Source organism: Streptomyces sp. NBC_01017 (genome assembly GCF_045162795.1).
In the GTDB taxonomy this organism is placed as follows: Bacteria; Actinomycetota; Actinomycetes; order Streptomycetales; family Streptomycetaceae; genus Streptomyces; species Streptomyces machairae.
The window spans coordinates 3394058-3413580 of record NZ_CP108683.1; the positions used below are offsets into that span (position 1 = coordinate 3394058).

General features: G+C 65.7%; 11 protein-coding genes, 1 tRNA gene and 3 rRNA genes. 3 read left to right on the forward strand and 12 right to left on the reverse strand.

The annotated features are described in order from the left end of the window. Positions 1-332 precede the first annotated feature (332 nt). Positions 333-3083, forward strand: coding sequence for a SpoIIE family protein phosphatase (locus OG331_RS15455; protein ID WP_406196377.1), 2751 nt, complete (start codon positions 333-335; stop codon positions 3081-3083). Between the two features lie 68 nt (positions 3084-3151). On the opposite strand, the gene OG331_RS15460 is transcribed toward OG331_RS15455, so the two are convergent. From OG331_RS15460 to thyX, 8 genes are all read right to left on the reverse strand, one after another. Beyond that, positions 3152-3224 (reverse strand) — tRNA-Thr (locus OG331_RS15460). Positions 3225-3300: 76 nt separating this feature from the next. Beyond that, complete coding sequence (locus OG331_RS15465; protein WP_406210046.1) at positions 3301-3963, reverse strand: DegT/DnrJ/EryC1/StrS family aminotransferase; 663 nt, start codon at positions 3961-3963, stop codon at positions 3301-3303. A gap of 114 nt (positions 3964-4077) precedes the next feature. Then, positions 4078-4194, reverse strand: a 5S ribosomal RNA gene (rrf, locus tag OG331_RS15470). 85 nt (positions 4195-4279) lie between these two features. After that, positions 4280-7398, reverse strand: a 23S ribosomal RNA gene (locus OG331_RS15475). 317 nt (positions 7399-7715) lie between these two features. Continuing rightward, positions 7716-9241: ribosomal RNA gene (locus OG331_RS15480) — 16S ribosomal RNA — on the reverse strand. The 16S, 23S and 5S rRNA genes sit together here, the layout of an rRNA operon. Positions 9242-9752: 511 nt before the next feature. Continuing rightward, positions 9753-11438 carry a ribonuclease J gene (locus tag OG331_RS15485; RefSeq protein WP_406196379.1) on the reverse strand — a complete coding sequence of 562 codons (1686 nt, stop codon included), beginning with the start codon at positions 11436-11438 and terminating at the stop codon, positions 9753-9755. 155 nt (positions 11439-11593) lie between these two features. After that, the gene (gene dapA, locus OG331_RS15490) at positions 11594-12493 is read right to left on the reverse strand and encodes a 4-hydroxy-tetrahydrodipicolinate synthase (RefSeq protein WP_363032241.1); all 900 of its coding nucleotides are present in this window, start codon (positions 12491-12493) and stop codon (positions 11594-11596) included. Positions 12494-12659: 166 nt separating this feature from the next. Continuing rightward, positions 12660-13400: an FAD-dependent thymidylate synthase gene (thyX, locus tag OG331_RS15495; protein ID WP_391397303.1), complete on the reverse strand. Its 741-nt coding sequence runs from the start codon at positions 13398-13400 to the stop codon at positions 12660-12662. 192 nt (positions 13401-13592) lie between these two features. Here thyX and OG331_RS15500 point away from each other — a divergent pair, with 192 nt between their 5' ends. Both OG331_RS15500 and OG331_RS15505 read left to right on the forward strand, forming a co-directional pair. After that, positions 13593-13829: a hypothetical protein gene (locus OG331_RS15500; protein WP_383607273.1), complete on the forward strand. Its 237-nt coding sequence runs from the start codon at positions 13593-13595 to the stop codon at positions 13827-13829. Positions 13830-13919: 90 nt separating this feature from the next. After that, positions 13920-14474: a PH domain-containing protein gene (locus tag OG331_RS15505; protein ID WP_406196382.1), complete on the forward strand. Its 555-nt coding sequence runs from the start codon at positions 13920-13922 to the stop codon at positions 14472-14474. 83 nt (positions 14475-14557) lie between these two features. Here OG331_RS15505 and OG331_RS15510 read toward each other — a convergent pair whose 3' ends face one another. The 4 genes from OG331_RS15510 to OG331_RS15525 are packed head-to-tail and all read right to left on the reverse strand — an operon-like array spanning position 14558 to position 19426. After that, complete coding sequence (locus OG331_RS15510; RefSeq protein ID WP_406196384.1) at positions 14558-15010, reverse strand: hypothetical protein; 453 nt, start codon at positions 15008-15010, stop codon at positions 14558-14560. A gap of 9 nt (positions 15011-15019) precedes the next feature. Next, the gene (gene dapB / locus OG331_RS15515; RefSeq protein WP_406196386.1) at positions 15020-15772 is read right to left on the reverse strand and encodes a 4-hydroxy-tetrahydrodipicolinate reductase; all 753 of its coding nucleotides are present in this window, start codon (positions 15770-15772) and stop codon (positions 15020-15022) included. Positions 15773-15827: 55 nt separating this feature from the next. Beyond that, entirely contained in the window at positions 15828-17207 is a 1380-nt protein-coding gene (locus OG331_RS15520; RefSeq protein ID WP_406196388.1) for a M16 family metallopeptidase, read from the reverse strand. Then, positions 17204-19426 carry a polyribonucleotide nucleotidyltransferase gene (locus OG331_RS15525; protein ID WP_406196390.1) on the reverse strand — a complete coding sequence of 741 codons (2223 nt, stop codon included), beginning with the start codon at positions 19424-19426 and terminating at the stop codon, positions 17204-17206. The genes OG331_RS15520 and OG331_RS15525 overlap by 4 nt, the downstream gene beginning before the upstream one ends. Positions 19427-19523 lie beyond the last annotated feature (97 nt).

Sequence of the window (19523 nt, forward strand, 5' to 3'; positions counted from 1 at the left end):
TACTGTTCGGCGTTCTCGTTACTGCTGGGTACTCCTGCCGGATATACCAGGCCACACCACGTGCTGCTGCCCGCGATACGCGAACGACACTCGGCCTGCCCGGACCTTCACAAGAAGCTTGCCCAGTGTTTCACCCCCGCCGAACCCGGCCATAACAGTTCGGCAGCTTCGCACATCGTCCGCACACCCTCCGGACGGAAACACTGCAGACCGGCATCCGCATGGACGGCGAAGGTAAGTAACCTTGCATGCGGCTGTCCAGCCGCGCCGGTCCGTCCGGCCTGGGCGGTGGCAGGAGGAGCAACGAGCGGGCATCGGAGGGGCAGCCGGACATGACCACCGGACTGATCCCGGGGGGACAATCCCCGGAGCGGCCGACGGGCGCGCAGATGCCGCATCAGCGGCGCGAGCCGGCCGGCCACGGGGCCTTGCACGTCGACAACCGGACGAGGAGTTCTGTGATCACCGCGCGCGCGGCAGCCAGCTTCGACCCCGTCGGGCGATCGGTGGCGAGCGCCCGCTCCTTCGTCCGCGACACACTCCAGGGCTGGGGCTTCGCCGACATCGTCGACGACGCCGTAGTCCTCACCAGTGAATTGGTGACGAACGCCGTCGTGCACGCGGGCACGTCCGCGGACGTTCTGTGTCTGCGCAGTGACGACGGCGTACGCGTCGAGGTGGCCGACCGGTATCCGGAGCGGGAGATCCCCCTCCAGGGTTCGCCCGTCAACATGGGCAGCCCCGACCGCGAGGGTGGCCGGGGCCTCCAGCTGTGCGCGGCCCTGGCCGGCCACTGGGGCGTCGAGTACACGCCCACGCACAAGCAGGTCTGGTTCCAACTGGACCTCCCCGAGCGCCCGGTGGGCACCCGCGCGGCGGGCCCGTCCCTGCCCTCCGACCTCCTCCCCCTCGCCGACGGCCGCGTCCGCGTCGCGGTGGTCCAGATCGACCGTACGGGCGCCATCGCGTCCTGGAACGAGGACGCCGAGGACCTCTTCGGCTATGCGGCCGAGCAGGTCACCGGAAAGCCCCTCACCGACCTCGCCGCCTGGCCGCACACACCGGGCACGAGCACCGGCATCGCCGAAGCACTCCAACTCTCCCGCTGGGAGGGCAGCTACGGCATAAGGGGCGCCAACGGCCGCGTCACGCCGGTGTACGCCTCGCACCTCCGCGTCCGTGACACGGGAGGCGAACCGTCAACGGTCTGCCTCCTCGTCCGGGACCACGAACGGGCTGTTCTGCAGACGCCGTTGCGCATCCCGGCCTCCGACACCGGCAACGACGCCCAGAGCACCGACCCGTTCGAGGTGTTCATCGGCTCACCCGCCCCGGACGACCTCGACGGCCTCCTCCAGCGCACGGTGGAGCGCGCCCGCGACATGCTCGACGGCGACTCCGCGTTCCTGCTCCTGGCGACGGACGACGAAACGGAGTTGGAGGTCCGCGCCTCCACCGGCCTGCCCTCCGCCCGCCAGCGCTTCGCGCGCGTGCCCGTCGAGGCGGGCCCCGGCCGCTACGGCTCGGCCCGCATGCCGGCGGTCCACGAGGACCTCACGATGGTCCCCGGCGCCGTCCCGCTGCTCAGGGGCACCGGCATGCGCTCGGTCGTCACCGTGCCCCTGAAGGTCGAGGGCCGCCTCACCGGCTCCCTCGGCGTCGCCGCCGAGGCCCCCGCGAGATACTCCAACGAGGAGGCACTGCGCCTCCAGTTCGCCGCCGACCGCATCGCCCTGGCCGTGGAGTCGGCCCGGCTGGGCGAACTGGAACGCCTGCGCCGCGGCTCGCTCAGCTTCCTCGTCGAGGCCTCCGACCTGCTCGCCGGAACCCTGGACCGCGACCAGACCCTGGCCCTGATGGCCCAGATGACGGTCCCCACCCTCGCCACCTGGTGCGCGGTCTACACGATCGCCGACCAGGCCTCGGAGCCGTACCTGTCATACGTCCTGCACGAGGACGAGGAGCTCATCGACGGCATTAAGTCACTGCTGTCGAAGATCTCCCCTCCCGACCCCGTCCCCACCCCAGGCGCCCGCGTCTGGTCGGCCCCTGCCCAGGCGGCCCACCAGGCGGCCCTGCGCACCTCCATGCGCAGCCTGGGCCTCGGCGAGCCCCCGCACCGGGTCAGCTCGGGCATCGGCATCGGCCCCACCTTGGCCACGGCCTCCGCGGTGGGCGGCGAGACGGTCGTACTACCGCTGGTGGCCCGCAACCGGGTCATCGGCATGCTGACGCTCGGCAAGCCGACGGACGAGCACTTCCGCCAGGAAATCCTGGAGTTGGCGGAGGACCTCTCGCGAAGGGCCGCGCTGGCCCTGGACAACGCCCGCCTCTACTCCGAGCGCACCGCCATCAGCCAGTCCCTCCAGCGCAGCCTCCTGCCGCCCGAGCTGCCTGAGATCGACGGCGTCGAGGTCGAGGTCATCTACCGCGCGGCCGGCGAGGGCAACGAGGTCGGCGGCGACTTCTACGACCTCTTCCCGATCAGCGATGGCGCCTACGGCTTCGCCATCGGCGACGTCTGCGGTACGGGCCCGAACGCGGCGGCGGTCACAGGCCTGGCCCGGCACGCCCTACGACTTCTTGCCCGCGAGGGCCTCAGCGGCCCGGCGGTGCTGGAGCGCCTGAACTCCGCGATCCTCGACGAGGGCGCCCGCAGCCGCTTCCTGACGCTCCTCTACGGCGAGTTGAGGCCGCAGGAGGACGGCAGCGCCGAGCTGAAGGTGGTCTGCGCCGGCCACCCGCTCCCCCTCCGCCTGCGCCAGGACGGCACGGTAGAGCCGGCGGCCGAACCACAGCCGCTCCTCGGTGTCATGGACGACCTGGAGCTCTACGAGCAGACGGTCACCCTCGATCCCGGTGACGTCCTCCTGTGCGTCACGGACGGCGTCACCGAACGCCGCGAGGGCAGCCGCATGCTGGGCGACGACGGCCTCACCGACGTCCTCACCACCTGCACGGGCCTGACGGCCGGCGCGGTGGCGGCCCGCATCATGCGCGCGGTCGAACGCTTCGCCTCTGACGCCCCGTCCGACGACATGGCCATCCTTGCCATGCGCGTCCCTGGCCTTCACAAGGACTAGGGACCGAGGAGGACACGGGAAAGGACATGCAAAAGGCCCCGCCCAATTGGGCGGGGCCTTCAGTCTTGAGCCCCCAAACGGAATCGAACCGTTGACCTTCTCCTTACCATGGAGACGCTCTACCGACTGAGCTATAGGGGCCTGTCACCATTTGCGAAGTTTCCCTCGCGGCAACGGAATAGATCATACCCCGAACACACCCGTGCTCCCAACCCGCTCAGAAGGCGGGCTGGAGAAGTCCGCCGAGCGCATTGCAGGCGGACACGATCCGCTGCATGTCCTTCTTGGTCAGAGACGCGTCGACGGGCAGGGCCAACGTTTCGTCAGCGGCCCGCTCGGTCTCCGGCAGAGACACACACCGCCGGTACTCCGGCAGCCTGTGCACGGCCGTCTTCACCGGCACCCGGCACTCAACTCCCCTGGCCCGCACTGCCCGGGCGAATGCGTCGCGGTCCGGCCGCCCGTTCCCCGGCACACGCACGACGTACTGCTGATAGGTGTGTCCGTCACCGCCATCGGGCGTCTGAACACCCTTCAACTTCGCGTCCAGGTAAGCGGCCCGCTGCCGACGCTGAGCGATCTCGTCGTACGGAACCTCGGACTCCCCCTGCTCCAGCACCAGCAGCCCATGCCGCTGCCCGATCTCGTGCAGCCGCGCGATGTCGGCCCACCGGCCAAAACGATGTACGGCGACGACAGCAGCCGTCCGCGAGGTGACGACCGCCTCGACAGCGCCGGCGTCCAGGCAGTACGTCACCGGATCTATGTCGGCGAACACTGGCAGCGCCCCCGCCAGGACCACGGCCTCGGCGACTTCGACGTTCCCGAACGCCGGTACGACAACCTCGTCGCCGACTCCGACGCCGGCGGCCCTGAGCATTGCAGCAGTACCCATGTGTGGGATGTTGGTTGCGAAACGTGAACTTCAGGTGACGCGCAACAAAAAAGGGTTGGACCCAGAACCGAAGTTCCGGGTCCAACCCTATTAAAAGGAGTTCGGCGGCGTCCTACTCTCCCACAGGGTCCCCCCTGCAGTACCATCGGCGCTGTAAGGCTTAGCTTCCGGGTTCGAAATGTAACCGGGCGTTTCCCTCACGCTATAACCACCGAAACACTATGAAACTGTCAGCCGCACCGCATGTGGCCATACGGGGCTGTTCGTGGTTTCAGAACCAACACAGTGGACGCGAGCATCTATGGACAAGCCCTCGGCCTATTAGTACCGGTCACCTCCACACGTTACCGTGCTTCCAGATCCGGCCTATCAACCCAGTCGTCTACTGGGAGCCTTACCCCATCAAGTGGGTGGGAATACTCATCTCGAAGCAGGCTTCCCGCTTAGATGCTTTCAGCGGTTATCCCTCCCGAACGTAGCCAACCAGCCATGCCCTTGGCAGAACAACTGGCACACCAGAGGTTCGTCCGTCCCGGTCCTCTCGTACTAGGGACAGCCCTTCTCAATATTCCTGCGCGCGCAGCGGATAGGGACCGAACTGTCTCACGACGTTCTAAACCCAGCTCGCGTACCGCTTTAATGGGCGAACAGCCCAACCCTTGGGACCGACTCCAGCCCCAGGATGCGACGAGCCGACATCGAGGTGCCAAACCATCCCGTCGATATGGACTCTTGGGGAAGATCAGCCTGTTATCCCCGGGGTACCTTTTATCCGTTGAGCGACGGCGCTTCCACAAGCCACCGCCGGATCACTAGTCCCGACTTTCGTCCCTGCTCGACCCGTCGGTCTCACAGTCAAGCTCCCTTGTGCACTTACACTCAACACCTGATTGCCAACCAGGCTGAGGGAACCTTTGGGCGCCTCCGTTACTCTTTAGGAGGCAACCGCCCCAGTTAAACTACCCATCAGACACTGTCCCTGATCCGGATCACGGACCCAGGTTAGACATCCAGCACGACCAGAGTGGTATTTCAACGATGACTCCCCCTGAACTGGCGTCCAGAGTTCACAGTCTCCCACCTATCCTACACAAGCCGAACCGAACACCAATATCAAACTGTAGTAAAGGTCCCGGGGTCTTTCCGTCCTGCTGCGCGAAACGAGCATCTTTACTCGTAGTGCAATTTCACCGGGCCTATGGTTGAGACAGTCGAGAAGTCGTTACGCCATTCGTGCAGGTCGGAACTTACCCGACAAGGAATTTCGCTACCTTAGGATGGTTATAGTTACCACCGCCGTTTACTGGCGCTTAAGTTCTCAGCTTCGCCAGGACGAATCCTGACTAACCGGTCCCCTTAACGTTCCAGCACCGGGCAGGCGTCAGTCCGTATACATCGCCTTACGGCTTCGCACGGACCTGTGTTTTTAGTAAACAGTCGCTTCTCGCTGGTCTCTGCGGCCACCCCCAGCTCAGGAAGCAAGTTCCCTCACCAGTGATGGCCCCCCTTCTCCCGAAGTTACGGGGGCATTTTGCCGAGTTCCTTAACCATAGTTCACCCGAACGCCTCGGTATTCTCTACCTGACCACCTGAGTCGGTTTAGGGTACGGGCCGCCATGAAACTCGCTAGAGGCTTTTCTCGACAGCATAGGATCATCCACTTCACCACAATCGGCTCGGCATCAGGTCTCAGCCTTGTGTGCGACGGATTTACCTACCGCACGGCCTACACCCTTACCCCGGGACAACCACCGCCCGGGCTGGACTACCTTCCTGCGTCACCCCATCACTCACCTACTACAGGTCTGGTCCGTCGGCTCCACCACTCCCCTTTGCCCGAAGGCTCCAGGGCGGCTTCACGGACTTAGCATCGCCTGGTTCAATGTTTGACGCTTCACAGCGGGTACCGGAATATCAACCGGTTATCCATCGACTACGCCTGTCGGCCTCGCCTTAGGTCCCGACTTACCCTGGGCAGATCAGCTTGACCCAGGAACCCTTAGTCAATCGGCGCACACGTTTCTCACGTGTGAATCGCTACTCATGCCTGCATTCTCACTCGTGAACCGTCCACCACTGCCTTCCGGCGCGGCTTCACCCGGCACACGACGCTCCCCTACCCATCACAGCACCCGTTGGGGCTATTTGCTGCAATGACACGACTTCGGCGGTACGCTTGAGCCCCGCTACATTGTCGGCGCGGAATCACTAGACCAGTGAGCTATTACGCACTCTTTCAAGGGTGGCTGCTTCTAAGCCAACCTCCTGGTTGTCTCTGCGACTCCACATCCTTTCCCACTTAGCGTACGCTTAGGGGCCTTAGTCGATGCTCTGGGCTGTTTCCCTCTCGACCATGGAGCTTATCCCCCACAGTCTCACTGCCGCGCTCTCACTTACCGGCATTCGGAGTTTGGCTAAGGTCAGTAACCCGGTAGGGCCCATCGCCTATCCAGTGCTCTACCTCCGGCAAGAAACACACGACGCTGCACCTAAATGCATTTCGGGGAGAACCAGCTATCACGGAGTTTGATTGGCCTTTCACCCCTAACCACAGGTCATCCCCCAGGTTTTCAACCCTGGTGGGTTCGGTCCTCCACGAAGTCTTACCTCCGCTTCAACCTGCCCATGGCTAGATCACTCCGCTTCGGGTCTTGAGCGCGCTACTGAATCGCCCTATTCGGACTCGCTTTCGCTACGGCTTCCCCACACGGGTTAACCTCGCAACACACCGCAAACTCGCAGGCTCATTCTTCAAAAGGCACGCAGTCACGAGAATGTGCAAGCACATTCCGACGCTCCCACGGCTTGTAGGCACACGGTTTCAGGTACTATTTCACTCCCCTCCCGGGGTACTTTTCACCATTCCCTCACGGTACTATCCGCTATCGGTCACCAGGGAATATTTAGGCTTAGCGGGTGGTCCCGCCAGATTCACACGGGATTTCTCGGGCCCCGTGCTACTTGGGTGTCTCTCAAACGAGCCGCTGATGTTTCGACTACGGGGGTCTTACCCTCTACGCCGGACCTTTCGCATGTCCTTCGCCTACATCAACGGTTTCTGACTCGTCCTGTCGCCGGCAGACAACAGAAGAGAGATCCCACAACCCCGTATACGCAACCCCTGCCGGGTCTCACACGTATACGGTTTAGCCTCATCCAGTTTCGCTCGCCACTACTCCCGGAATCACGGTTGTTTTCTCTTCCTGCGGGTACTGAGATGTTTCACTTCCCCGCGTTCCCTCCACACTGCCTATGTGTTCAGCAGCGGGTGACAGCCCATGACGACTGCCGGGTTTCCCCATTCGGAAACCCCCGGATCAAAGCCTGGTTGACGACTCCCCGGGGACTATCGTGGCCTCCCACGTCCTTCATCGGTTCCTGGTGCCAAGGCATCCACCGTGCGCCCTTAAAAACTTGGCCACAGATGCTCGCGTCCACTGTGCAGTTCTCAAACAACGACCAGTACACCGTCACACACCACCTCAGTGGTGCTTCACCGGCGCCGGCAACCGAAGCACAACCTTGCGGCCGTTACTTCAGACACCCAACAGCGTGCCCGACCAGATCCCGTCCGGAGATCATGCTTTCCACGCTCTTGCGAGCAGTACTTGCAGCCTCCGACCCGGAAACCCGGCCGAATAATCAACGTTCCACCCATGAGCAACCACCGCAGAACGTTTGCCTGCGTAGTGGCCTCTGACCTCGTCCCGAAGGACTCGGTAAGAAGTGCTCCTTAGAAAGGAGGTGATCCAGCCGCACCTTCCGGTACGGCTACCTTGTTACGACTTCGTCCCAATCGCCAGTCCCACCTTCGACAGCTCCCTCCCACAAGGGGTTGGGCCACCGGCTTCGGGTGTTACCGACTTTCGTGACGTGACGGGCGGTGTGTACAAGGCCCGGGAACGTATTCACCGCAGCAATGCTGATCTGCGATTACTAGCAACTCCGACTTCATGGGGTCGAGTTGCAGACCCCAATCCGAACTGAGACAGGCTTTTTGAGATTCGCTCCACCTCACGGTATCGCAGCTCATTGTACCTGCCATTGTAGCACGTGTGCAGCCCAAGACATAAGGGGCATGATGACTTGACGTCGTCCCCACCTTCCTCCGAGTTGACCCCGGCGGTCTCCTGTGAGTCCCCATCACCCCGAAGGGCATGCTGGCAACACAGAACAAGGGTTGCGCTCGTTGCGGGACTTAACCCAACATCTCACGACACGAGCTGACGACAGCCATGCACCACCTGTACACCGACCACAAGGGGGGCACTATCTCTAATGCTTTCCGGTGTATGTCAAGCCTTGGTAAGGTTCTTCGCGTTGCGTCGAATTAAGCCACATGCTCCGCTGCTTGTGCGGGCCCCCGTCAATTCCTTTGAGTTTTAGCCTTGCGGCCGTACTCCCCAGGCGGGGAACTTAATGCGTTAGCTGCGGCACCGACGACGTGGAATGTCGCCAACACCTAGTTCCCACCGTTTACGGCGTGGACTACCAGGGTATCTAATCCTGTTCGCTCCCCACGCTTTCGCTCCTCAGCGTCAGTAATGGCCCAGAGATCCGCCTTCGCCACCGGTGTTCCTCCTGATATCTGCGCATTTCACCGCTACACCAGGAATTCCGATCTCCCCTACCACACTCTAGCTAGCCCGTATCGAATGCAGACCCGGGGTTAAGCCCCGGGCTTTCACACCCGACGTGACAAGCCGCCTACGAGCTCTTTACGCCCAATAATTCCGGACAACGCTTGCGCCCTACGTATTACCGCGGCTGCTGGCACGTAGTTAGCCGGCGCTTCTTCTGCAGGTACCGTCACTTTCGCTTCTTCCCTGCTGAAAGAGGTTTACAACCCGAAGGCCGTCATCCCTCACGCGGCGTCGCTGCATCAGGCTTTCGCCCATTGTGCAATATTCCCCACTGCTGCCTCCCGTAGGAGTCTGGGCCGTGTCTCAGTCCCAGTGTGGCCGGTCGCCCTCTCAGGCCGGCTACCCGTCGTCGCCTTGGTGAGCCATTACCTCACCAACAAGCTGATAGGCCGCGGGCTCATCCTTCACCGCCGGAGCTTTCAACCTTCACAGATGCCAGTGAAGGTGGTATCCGGTATTAGACCCCGTTTCCAGGGCTTGTCCCAGAGTGAAGGGCAGATTGCCCACGTGTTACTCACCCGTTCGCCACTAATCCCCACCGAAGTGGTTCATCGTTCGACTTGCATGTGTTAAGCACGCCGCCAGCGTTCGTCCTGAGCCAGGATCAAACTCTCCGTGAATGTTTTCCCGTAATCGGGACGACACACACGAGAGCGGAACAGCCAGGCGGAATAAGCCCGACCGTTCACAGCGTCCTCGCTGTGTTTATTTCAAAGGAACCTCGCCACCGGGAACTAATGTTTCCGGTAGACGGGGTATCAACATATCTGGCGTTGATTTTTGGCACGCTGTTGAGTTCTCAAGGAACGGACGCTTCCTTTGTACTCACCCTCTCGGGCTTTCCTCCGGGCGCTTCCCTTCGGTCTTGCGTTTCCGACTCTATCAGACCTTTTCTCGATCCGATCTCCTCGGTGCTTTCCAGGTTTCCGCTCTCGCGTTTCCCTTTCCGGCGACTCCGACTTTATCAGAAGTTCTGAGTCGGAATTCCCGCCCCCTCCGGGGACTGGTTCCGGGACACGAAGTGGCCGGGTTCCCGTTCGGGCGGAGCCGTAAACGTACTGGAGCGGGGCGCCCCGATGCAAATCGAGGCGCCCCGCTCCGGGTTCGCACCGTTCAGCGTCCGACGGACCGTCAGACCTCCACGACGACAGGGAGGATCATCGGCCTGCGACGGTAGGTGTCGGAGACCCACTTGCCCAGGGTGCGGCGCACGAGCTGCTGCAGCTGGTGGGGTTCGACCACGCCGTCCTGGGCCGACCGCTCCAGCGTCTCCGTGATCTTCGGGATGACCTCGCCGAAGGCGGAGTCCTCGATGCCGGAGCCGCGGGCCTGGATGTGCGGGCCACCCGTGATCTTGCCGGTGGACGAGTCCATCACCACGAAGACGGAGATGATGCCCTCGTCACCCAGGATCTTGCGGTCCTTGAGCGCCGGCTCGCCCACGTCGCCGACCGAGAGGCCGTCGACGTACACGTACCCGGCCTGGACCTTGCCGGAGATCTTCGCCTTGCCCTCGATGAGGTCGACGGCGATGCCGTCCTCGGCGATGACGATGCGGTCGTGCGGGACACCGGTCAGGGCGCCCAGTTCGGCGTTGGCGCGCAGGTGGCGCCATTCGCCGTGCACCGGCATCAGGTTCTTCGGGCGGCAGATGTTGTAGAAGTACAGGAGCTCGCCGGCGGACGCGTGGCCCGAGACGTGCACCTTGGCGTTGCCCTTGTGGACGACGTTGGCGCCCCAGCGGGTCAGGCCGTTGATCACGCGGTAGACCGCGTTCTCGTTGCCGGGGATCAGGGAGGACGCCAGGATCACCGTGTCGCCCTGGACGATCCGGATCTGGTGGTCCCGGTTGGCCATGCGGGACAGGGCCGCCATCGGTTCGCCCTGGGAACCCGTGCAGACCAGCACGACCTCGTGGTCGGGGAGGTCGTCCAGTGTCTTGATGTCCACCACCAGGCCCGGGGGGACCTTCAGGTAGCCGAGGTCCCTGGCGATGCCCATGTTGCGGACCATCGAGCGGCCGACGAAGGCGACCCTGCGGCCGTACTCGTGGGCCGCGTCCAGGATCTGCTGGATGCGGTGGATGTGGCTGGCGAAGCTCGCCACGATGATCCGCTTGCGGGCGTTCGCGAAGACCTGGCGCAGGACGTTGGAGATGTCCCGCTCCGGCGGGACGAAGCCCGGGACCTCCGCGTTCGTGGAGTCGGAGAGGAGGAGGTCGATGCCTTCCTCGCTCAGCCGTGCGAACGCGTGCAGGTCGGTCAGACGGTTGTCCAGCGGGAGCTGGTCCATCTTGAAGTCGCCCGTGTGGACCGCCATACCGGCAGGCGTGCGGATGGCGACCGCGAGGGCGTCCGGAATGGAGTGGTTGACCGCGACGAACTCGCAGTCGAAGGGACCGATGCGTTCGCGGTTCCCCTCCACCACCTCAAGGGTGTACGGGCGGATGCGGTGCTCCTGGAGCTTCGCCTCGATGAGCGCGAGGGTCAGCTTGGAGCCGATCAGCGGGATGTCCGGCTTCTCGCGGAGCAGGAACGGGACGCCGCCGATGTGGTCCTCGTGACCGTGCGTGAGGACGATGCCCTCGATGTCGTCGAGGCGGTCCCGGATGGACGAGAAGTCCGGCAGGATCAGGTCGATTCCGGGCTGCTCCTCCTCAGGGAAGAGCACTCCGCAGTCGACGATCAGTAGGCGGCCGCCGTATTCGAAGACCGTCATGTTTCGGCCGATCTCGCCGAGGCCGCCGAGTGGGGTGACGCGCAGGCCACCCTCGGGGAGCGGCGGGGGCGTGCCGAGTTCAGGATGCGGATGACTCAAAAGACTCTCCTCACCACGCACGCCACGTACCGGTTGGGCACGTGGCGCGCGTGACGTTCGTGCAGAAGCAGTTGTCGTTGTGGGGTGCAGGCACCGGTGGCCTGCGTATTCAGTTGTGGAGTCTGTTGTGCGCGCCTGGAGCGCGAAGTCTGGTGTTAGAGCTGTACCCCGCCCGCGGCAAGATCGATCTTGAGCTGTTCGATCTCCTCGGGTGAGCACTCGGCCATCGGTGCGCGCAGCGGCCCCGCGGGCAGGCCCTGGAGGGTGAGCGCGGCCTTGGTGGTCATGACGCCCTGGGTGCGGAACATGCCGGTGTAGACCGGGAGCAGCTTCTGGTGGATCTCCGTGGCCTTCTGGACGTCGCCCGAGATGTACGCCTCTACGAGCGCGCGCAGGTCGGGGGTGACCACATGGCCGACGACGGACACGAAGCCGACCGCGCCCACGGAGAGCAGCGGCAGGTTCAGCATGTCGTCGCCCGAGTACCAGGCGAGGCCGGAGCGCGCGATGGCCCAGCTCGCGCGGCCGAGGTCACCCTTGGCGTCCTTGTTGGCGACGATCCGCGGGTGCTCGGCGAGGCGGACGATCGTCTCGGTGCTGATCGGGACGCCGCTGCGGCCGGGGATGTCGTAGAGCATGACGGGCAGCTCGGTGACGTCGGCGATGGCCTTGAAGTGCCGGTACAGGCCCTCCTGCGGGGGCTTGTTGTAGTAGGGCGTGACGACCAGGAGGCCGTGTGCGCCCACCTTCTCCGCCGCTCGGGCCAGCTCGAGGCTGTGGCGGGTGTCGTTGGTGCCGACGCCGGCCACGACGTGGGCTCGGTCGCCGACGGCCTCCACTACCGCTCGTACCAGGTCCGATTTCTCCGCGTTGCTGGTGGTGGGCGACTCGCCGGTGGTGCCGTTGATGATCAGGCCGTCGTTGCCTGCGTCCACCAGGTGCGTGGCGAGCCGCTGCGCGCCGTCGAGATCAAGTGCGCCGTCCGCCGTGAAGGGCGTGATCATGGCGGTGAGGACCCGCCCGAAGGGGGTCTGCGGAGTGGAGGTCGGAGCCATGGGTTACACGCTACTCGTTGCGCACGGCCTGGTCTGCCCTAGGGGGGTACGGGAAAGTCAGGACAAATAAGGAGCCCGGCACTGCCTGCTCGGGGGTTCAAGCAGTGCCGGGTCCGTTTGATCAGGCTAGATGAACATCTCTAAATGCCGCAATACGGACAGTGCCTTACGGCGCCACACGGCCGTTCGCATTGAACGCCGCGTGGGTGAGCGGCATGAGCTCGGCCCACGCCGCCTCCATCTTCTCGCCGACCATCTCGATCTCCCGCTGCGGGAAGGACGGGACCTTGGCCAGCTCGTGCTGGGTGCGCAGGCCGAGGAAGTGCATCAGCGAGCGGGCGTTGCAGGTGGCGTACATCGAGGAGAACAGACCGACCGGGAGGACCGCGCGGGCGACCTCACGGGCGACGCCCTGGGCGAGCATCTCCTGGTAGGTGCGGTACGCCTCGCGGTACGACTCCTCCATGGCGTGCTGCACGAAGTCGTGCTGCTCCGGGGTGCCCTCGACGAAGACGTACTTGCCCGGGCGGCCCTGCTGCACGAGCTTGCGCGAGGTGCCCGGCACGTAGAACACCGGCTGCAGCTCCCTGTAGCGGCCGGACTCCTCGTTGTACGACCACCCGACGCGGTGCCGCATGAACTCGCGGAAGACGAAGATCGGGGCGCTGATGAAGAACGTCATGGAGTTGTGCTCGAACGGGCTGCCGTGCCGGTCCCGCATGAGGTAGTTGATCAGGCCCTTCGAACGCTCCGGGTCCTTGTTCAACTCATCCAGGGACTGCTCCCCGACGGTCGACACCCGGGCCGCGAACAGCACGTCGGAGTCGGCCGCGCTGTGTTTGACCAGTTCGACGGTGACATCGCTGCGCAGATCGATCTTGAAATCGTCGTCGGGGGTGGGGGTCACGGTTCGGAGGGTCCTTCCCATCTCGTCTCTTGGCGACGCCACTCTACGTCCCATCAAACGGGACGTTCGCCGTCGTGACCGAAGGAAGGTCGTGACGGAAGGAAGTCGGTGAAACCGGGCACCTTTTGGGGCACTCGCTCGTCTGTGTTGATGAAAGTGATTCGTTCGATCCCGAAGGGGGACGCACCCTCCATGTTCCGTCGGCGTGAGCCCGTTCCGTTCGCCTTTCTCGCCGAGGCCGACAGGTTCCGCAGCAATGTCACTCCCCCACCCCGTGAGCGGGCGTCCGTCGGCCAGATGGCCGGGCGATGGCTGCTGGGGCTCACCATCGTCGCCGGGCTCGCCGGCTCGCTGGTGGTGGGCACGCCCGCGCTGTCCACCGATACCGGGGCGCAGACTCAGCAGTCCCAGGCCTCCCAGGGGCGCTGACTCCATCGGACCCCCAAGGGTGGTGAGTGGGGACACAGGTCGATAGCCTCACCGGGCACAGCCCATGCATGGAACGAGTGAGGACCAGCCGTGCCCCTGCCCTTCCTGACGGCCGACCGCGCATTCGAGACAGCCGACGATGTCGCGCTGCCGTTCGACGACCTCGACCGCTGGCGGCGCCCCTACCGGCCCGGGCCGTGGCGCGTGGGCGTGGCCGCGCTGTGGCTGCTGCTCGCCTCGTACGTGCTGTTCGCCGCGGTCATCATCGCCCTGACGGGCACGGTGACCGGGGCCGCGGTCGTCTTCGGCATCGCGCTGGCCGTCATCGCGGGTGCCCTGAGGCTGCTGCGGATGGGCGTGTGGGTGAGCGCGAGCGGGCTGCGCCAGGTGAGGTTCTTCGCCACGCGTACGGTGCCCTGGCAGCAGGTCGTCGCCGTGCGGACGGTGCAGCAGCCGGTGCGCTGGCTGGGGCTGCCGCGCACGGTGCAGGGACAGGCACTGATGCTCGTACGGCGGGACCGTGCGGCGGATGACATGCCGACGCTGATGACCACGCACAACGCGGACTTCATGGCCCGGGTCGCGGCGTTCAACCGGGCCACGGACGCCGTGGAGGCCTGGGCCGCGGAGAACACGCACGGCTGATCGAGCCGGGTACGCGAAGGGGCCGGTCCGCAAGCAGTGCGGACCGGCCCCTTCGGCTTACGGCCGAGCGGTCGTCGTAGGACTCAGGCCTCGACGGTCCTGCCGTCGTGAAGGGCGATGGCGCGTTGCATCGCCTTGCGGGCGCGCGGAGTGTCGCGGGCGTCGTGGTAGGCCACGGCGAGACGGAACCAGCTGCGCCAGTCGTTGGGGGCGGCTTCCGTCTCGGCCCTGCGCCTGGCGAAGACCTCGTCGGCCGAGTCACGGTCGATACGGCCGCTGGGGGTGCGCTTCAGTTCGTCGACGGGCAGGGCGCCTTCGGCGTCGAGTTCGGCGGCCAGCGCGTTGGCCCGGCGGACGAACTGGGTGTTCTTCCACAGGAACCACAGGCCGATCACCGGCAGGATCAGCACCGCCACACCGAAGGTGACGGTGAGGACCGTGCCGGACTGGATGAGCAGCACGCCACGGCTGCCGACCAGGACGAAGTAGACGACCAGGACGGCGGCCGTTATGACGTAGGAGATCTTCGCGCGCATCTGCGAGCCTCAGCCCAGGTCCAGGAAGTGCTCCAGGCCGAAAGTCAGGCCCGGAGTGGTCACCACGCGGCGGGCGCCGAGCAGGATGCCCGGCATGAAGCTGCTGTGGTGGAGGGAGTCGTGGCGGACGGTCAGGGTCTCGCCCTCGCCGCCGAGCAGGACCTCCTGGTGGGCCAGCAGGCCGCGCAGGCGGACCGCGTGCACCGGGATCCCGTCGACGCTGGCACCTCGCGCGCCGTCGAGGGCCGTCTCCGTGGCGTCCGGCGCGGGGGCCGTGCCGGCGGCGCGGCGGGCCTCGGCGATGAGCTGGGCCGTGCGCGTGGCCGTACCGCTCGGGGCGTCGACCTTCTTCGGGTGGTGCAGCTCGACGACCTCGACCGACTCGAAGTAGGGCGCGGCGATCTGCGCGAACTTCATCGTCAGGACGGCCCCGATGGAGAAGTTCGGCGCGATGAGCACGCCGGTCTGCGGGGACTCGGCCAGCCAGGCCTTCAGCTGCGCGAGACGCTCGTCGGTCCAGCCCGTCGTACCGACGACGGCGTGGATGCCGTGCCGTACGCAGTAGTCGAGGTTGTCCATCACCGAGTCCGGCGTGGTCAGTTCGACGGCGACCTGGGCTCCGCTCTCCGCCAGCGCCTCCAGCTTGTCGCCCCGGCTCAGGGCCGCGACCAGCTCCATGTCCTCGGCGGCCTCCACCGCCCGTACCGCCTCGGACCCGATGCGGCCCTTGGCACCGAGGACCGCCACGCGCAGCTTGCTCATCTTTCTTGCTTCCTTACGTCGGATGTTCCGCGTCGGATGTTCCGTGGGCGGACGGTCAGGCGACGGCGTCGTTCAGCCGGGTCGCCTGTTTGTCCTTCAGCGGGCCGATGACCGACAGCGAGGGCCGCTGTCCGAGGACCTCGCGGGCAACCGCGCGGACGTCGTCCGGCGTCACGGCCGCGATCCGGGACAGCATGTCGTCGACGGACATCTGCTCGCCCCAGCACAGCTCGCTCTTGCCGATGCGGTTCATCAGCGCACCGGTGTCCTCCAGGCCGAGGACGGTGGAGCCGCGGAGCTGGCCGATGGCACGGTCGATCTCGTCGTCGGACAGGCCGTGTTCGGCGACCTGGTCGAGTTCGTCGCGGCAGATCTTCAGCACGTCGTGGACCTGCGAGGGCCGGCAGCCCGCGTACACGCCGAACAGGCCGCAGTCGGCGAAGCCCGAGGTGTACGAGTACACGCTGTAGGCCAGGCCGCGCTTCTCGCGGACCTCCTGGAACAGGCGGGACGACATGCCGCCGCCGAGGGCGGTGTTGAGGACGCCCAGCGCCCAGCGGCGCTCGTCCGTGCGGGCCAGGCCGGGCATGCCGAGGACGACATGGGCCTGTTCGGTCTTGCGGCCGATCAGGCCGACCCGGCCCGCGGCGCGGATGGTGCGCCGTCCGTCGCGCGGGCCGATGGGCGCGGCGTCACCGTTCTTGAAGGCGCCGGCCTTCTCGAAGGCCGCGCGGACCTGTCGTACGACCTTGTTGTGGTCGATGTTGCCCGCGGCCGCCACGACCAGGTGGGTCGGGTCGTAGTGCTTCTTGTAGAAGCGGCGGATGCGGTCGGCGGTGAGGGCGTTGACCGTGTCGACCGTGCCGAGGACCGGGCGGCCGAGGGGGTTGTCGCCGAACATGGTGTGCGCGAACAGGTCGTGCACACAGTCGCCCGGGTCGTCCTCGGTCATGGCGATCTCTTCGAGGATCGCGCCCCGCTCGACGTTGACGTCCTCTTCGACGATGAGGGAGCCCGTCAGCATGTCGCAGACGACGTCCATGGCGAGCGGCAGGTCGGTGTCGAGCACGCGCGCGTAGTAGCACGTGTACTCCTTCGCCGTGAAGGCGTTCATCTCGCCGCCGACGGCGTCGATGGCGGAGGAGATGTCCAGGGCCGACCTGCGGGTGGTGCCCTTGAAGAGCAGGTGCTCCAGGTAGTGCGTGGCGCCGTTCAGAGCCGGGGTCTCGTCGCGGGAGCCGACGTGCGCCCAGATGCCGAAGGTCGCCGAGCGGACCGAGGGCAGGGTCTCGGTGACGATGCGCAGGCCGCCCGGGAGGGTGGTCTTGCGGACCGTGCCGATGCCGTTGGTGCCCTTGATCAGGGTTTGGGTACGGGCGACGGCCCGCGCCTCCGAAGAGGTGCGGGCCGTCGCCGTGGAGCTACTCGACGTCACTGGTCGGTGTCGTCCTTCTTGTCCTCGTCGGAGCCTTCTTCGCCCTCGATGACCGGGACGAGCGACAGCTTGCCGCGGGAGTCGATCTCGGCGATCTCGACCTGGACCTTGGCGCCCACGCCGAGCACGTCTTCGACGTTCTCCACGCGCTTGCCGCCGGCCAGCTTGCGGATCTGCGAGATGTGCAGCAGACCGTCCTTGCCCGGGAGCAGCGACACGAACGCACCGAAGGTGGTCGTCTTCACGACCGTGCCCAGGTAGCGCTCGCCGACCTCCGGCATGGTCGGGTTGGCGATCGAGTTGATCGTGGTGCGGGCGGCCTCGGCGGAGGGGCCGTCGACCGCGCCGATGTAGATGGTGCCGTCGTCCTCGATCGTGATGTCGGCGCCGGTGTCCTCCTGGATCTGGTTGATCATCTTGCCCTTGGGGCCGATGACCTCGCCGATCTTGTCCACGGGGATCTTGACGGTGATGATCCGCGGGGCGTTCGGGGACATCTCGTCCGGCGTGTCGATCGCTTCCATCATCACGTCGAGGATGTGGAGGCGGGCGTCACGGGCCTGCTTGAGGGCGGCGGCCAGGACGGAGGCGGGGATGCCGTCCAGCTTGGTGTCGAGCTGGAGGGCGGTCACGAACTCCTTGGTGCCGGCGACCTTGAAGTCCATGTCGCCGAAGGCGTCCTCCGCACCGAGGATGTCGGTGAGGGTGACGTAGTGCGTCTCGCCCTCGATCTCCTGGGAGATCAGGCCCATGGCGATACCGGCGACGGGGGCCTTCAGCGGCACACCGGCGTTCAGCAGCGACATGGTGGAGGCGCAGACCGAGCCCATGGACGTCGAGCCGTTGGAGCTCAGCGCCTCGGAGACCTGGCGGATCGCGTAGGGGAACTCCTCGCGCGTCGGCAGGACCGGCACGAGGGCGCGCTCGGCGAGCGCACCGTGGCCGATCTCCCGGCGCTTCGGGGAGCCGACGCGGCCGGTCTCGCCGGTGGAGTACGGCGGGAAGTTGTAGTTGTGCATGTAGCGCTTGCGCGTCACCGGCGACAGCGTGTCCAGCTGCTGCTCCATACGGAGCATGTTCAGCGTGGTGACGCCCAGGATCTGGGTCTCGCCACGCTCGAACACGGCGGAGCCGTGCACGCGCGGGATGGCCTCGACCTCGGCGGCCAGCGTGCGGATGTCGGTGACACCGCGGCCGTCGATGCGCTTCTTCTCCTTGATCACGCGCTCGCGGACCAGCTGCTTGGTGAGCGAGCGGTACGCGGCGGAGATCTCCTTCTCGCGGCCCTCGAACTCCGGCAGGAGCTTCTCGGCGGCGAGCGCCTTGACGCGGTCCAGCTCGGACTCGCGCTCCTGCTTGCCGGCGATGGTCAGCGCGGAGGCGAGCTCCGGGCGGACGGCGGCGGAGAGCGCCTCCAGGACGTCGTCCTGGTGGTCGAGGAAGATCGGGAACTCGCCGGTCGGCTTGGCGGCCTTGGAGGCGAGGTCGGCCTGGGCCTTGCAGAGCACCTTGATGAAGGGCTTCGCGGCGTCCAGACCGGCGGCGACGACCTCCTCGGTCGGGGCCTCGGCGCCACCCTGGACCAGCTTGATGGTCCCCTCGGTGGCCTCGGCCTCGACCATCATGATCGCGACGTCGCCGTCCTCCAGGGTGCGGCCCGCGACGACCATGTCGAAGACGGCGTCCTCGAGCTCGCTGTGCGTCGGGAACGCCACCCACTGGCCGCGGATCAGCGCGACGCGGACGCCGCCGATCGGGCCGGAGAAGGGCAGGCCGGCCAGCTGCGTGGACGCGGACGCGGCGTTGATCGCCACGACGTCGTACAGGTGGTCGGGGTTGAGCGCCATGATCGTGGCGACGACCTGGATCTCGTTGCGAAGGCCCTTCTTGAAGGACGGGCGCAGCGGGCGGTCGATGAGGCGGCAGGTGAGGATGGCGTCCTCGGAGGGACGGCCCTCACGGCGGAAGAAGCTGCCGGGGATCTTGCCGGCGGCGTACATCCGCTCCTCGACGTCCACCGTCAGGGGGAAGAAGTCGAGCTGGTCCTTGGGGTTCTTGGAGGCGGTGGTGGCCGACAGCACCATGGTGTCGTCGTCCAGGTACGCCACGGCGGAGCCGGCGGCCTGCTTGGCCAGGCGGCCCGTCTCGAAGCGGATGGTGCGGGTGCCGAAGGAGCCGTTGTCGATGACGGCCTCGGCGTAGTGGGTCTCGTTCTCCACTAGCGTTTTCTCCGTTACTTTTCGTCTACGTTGCGTCTTTTGTCCCGATTCGCCCGTGTGGCGAGGGGACGTGCGCGGAGAAGCGCTCCATCTAGTG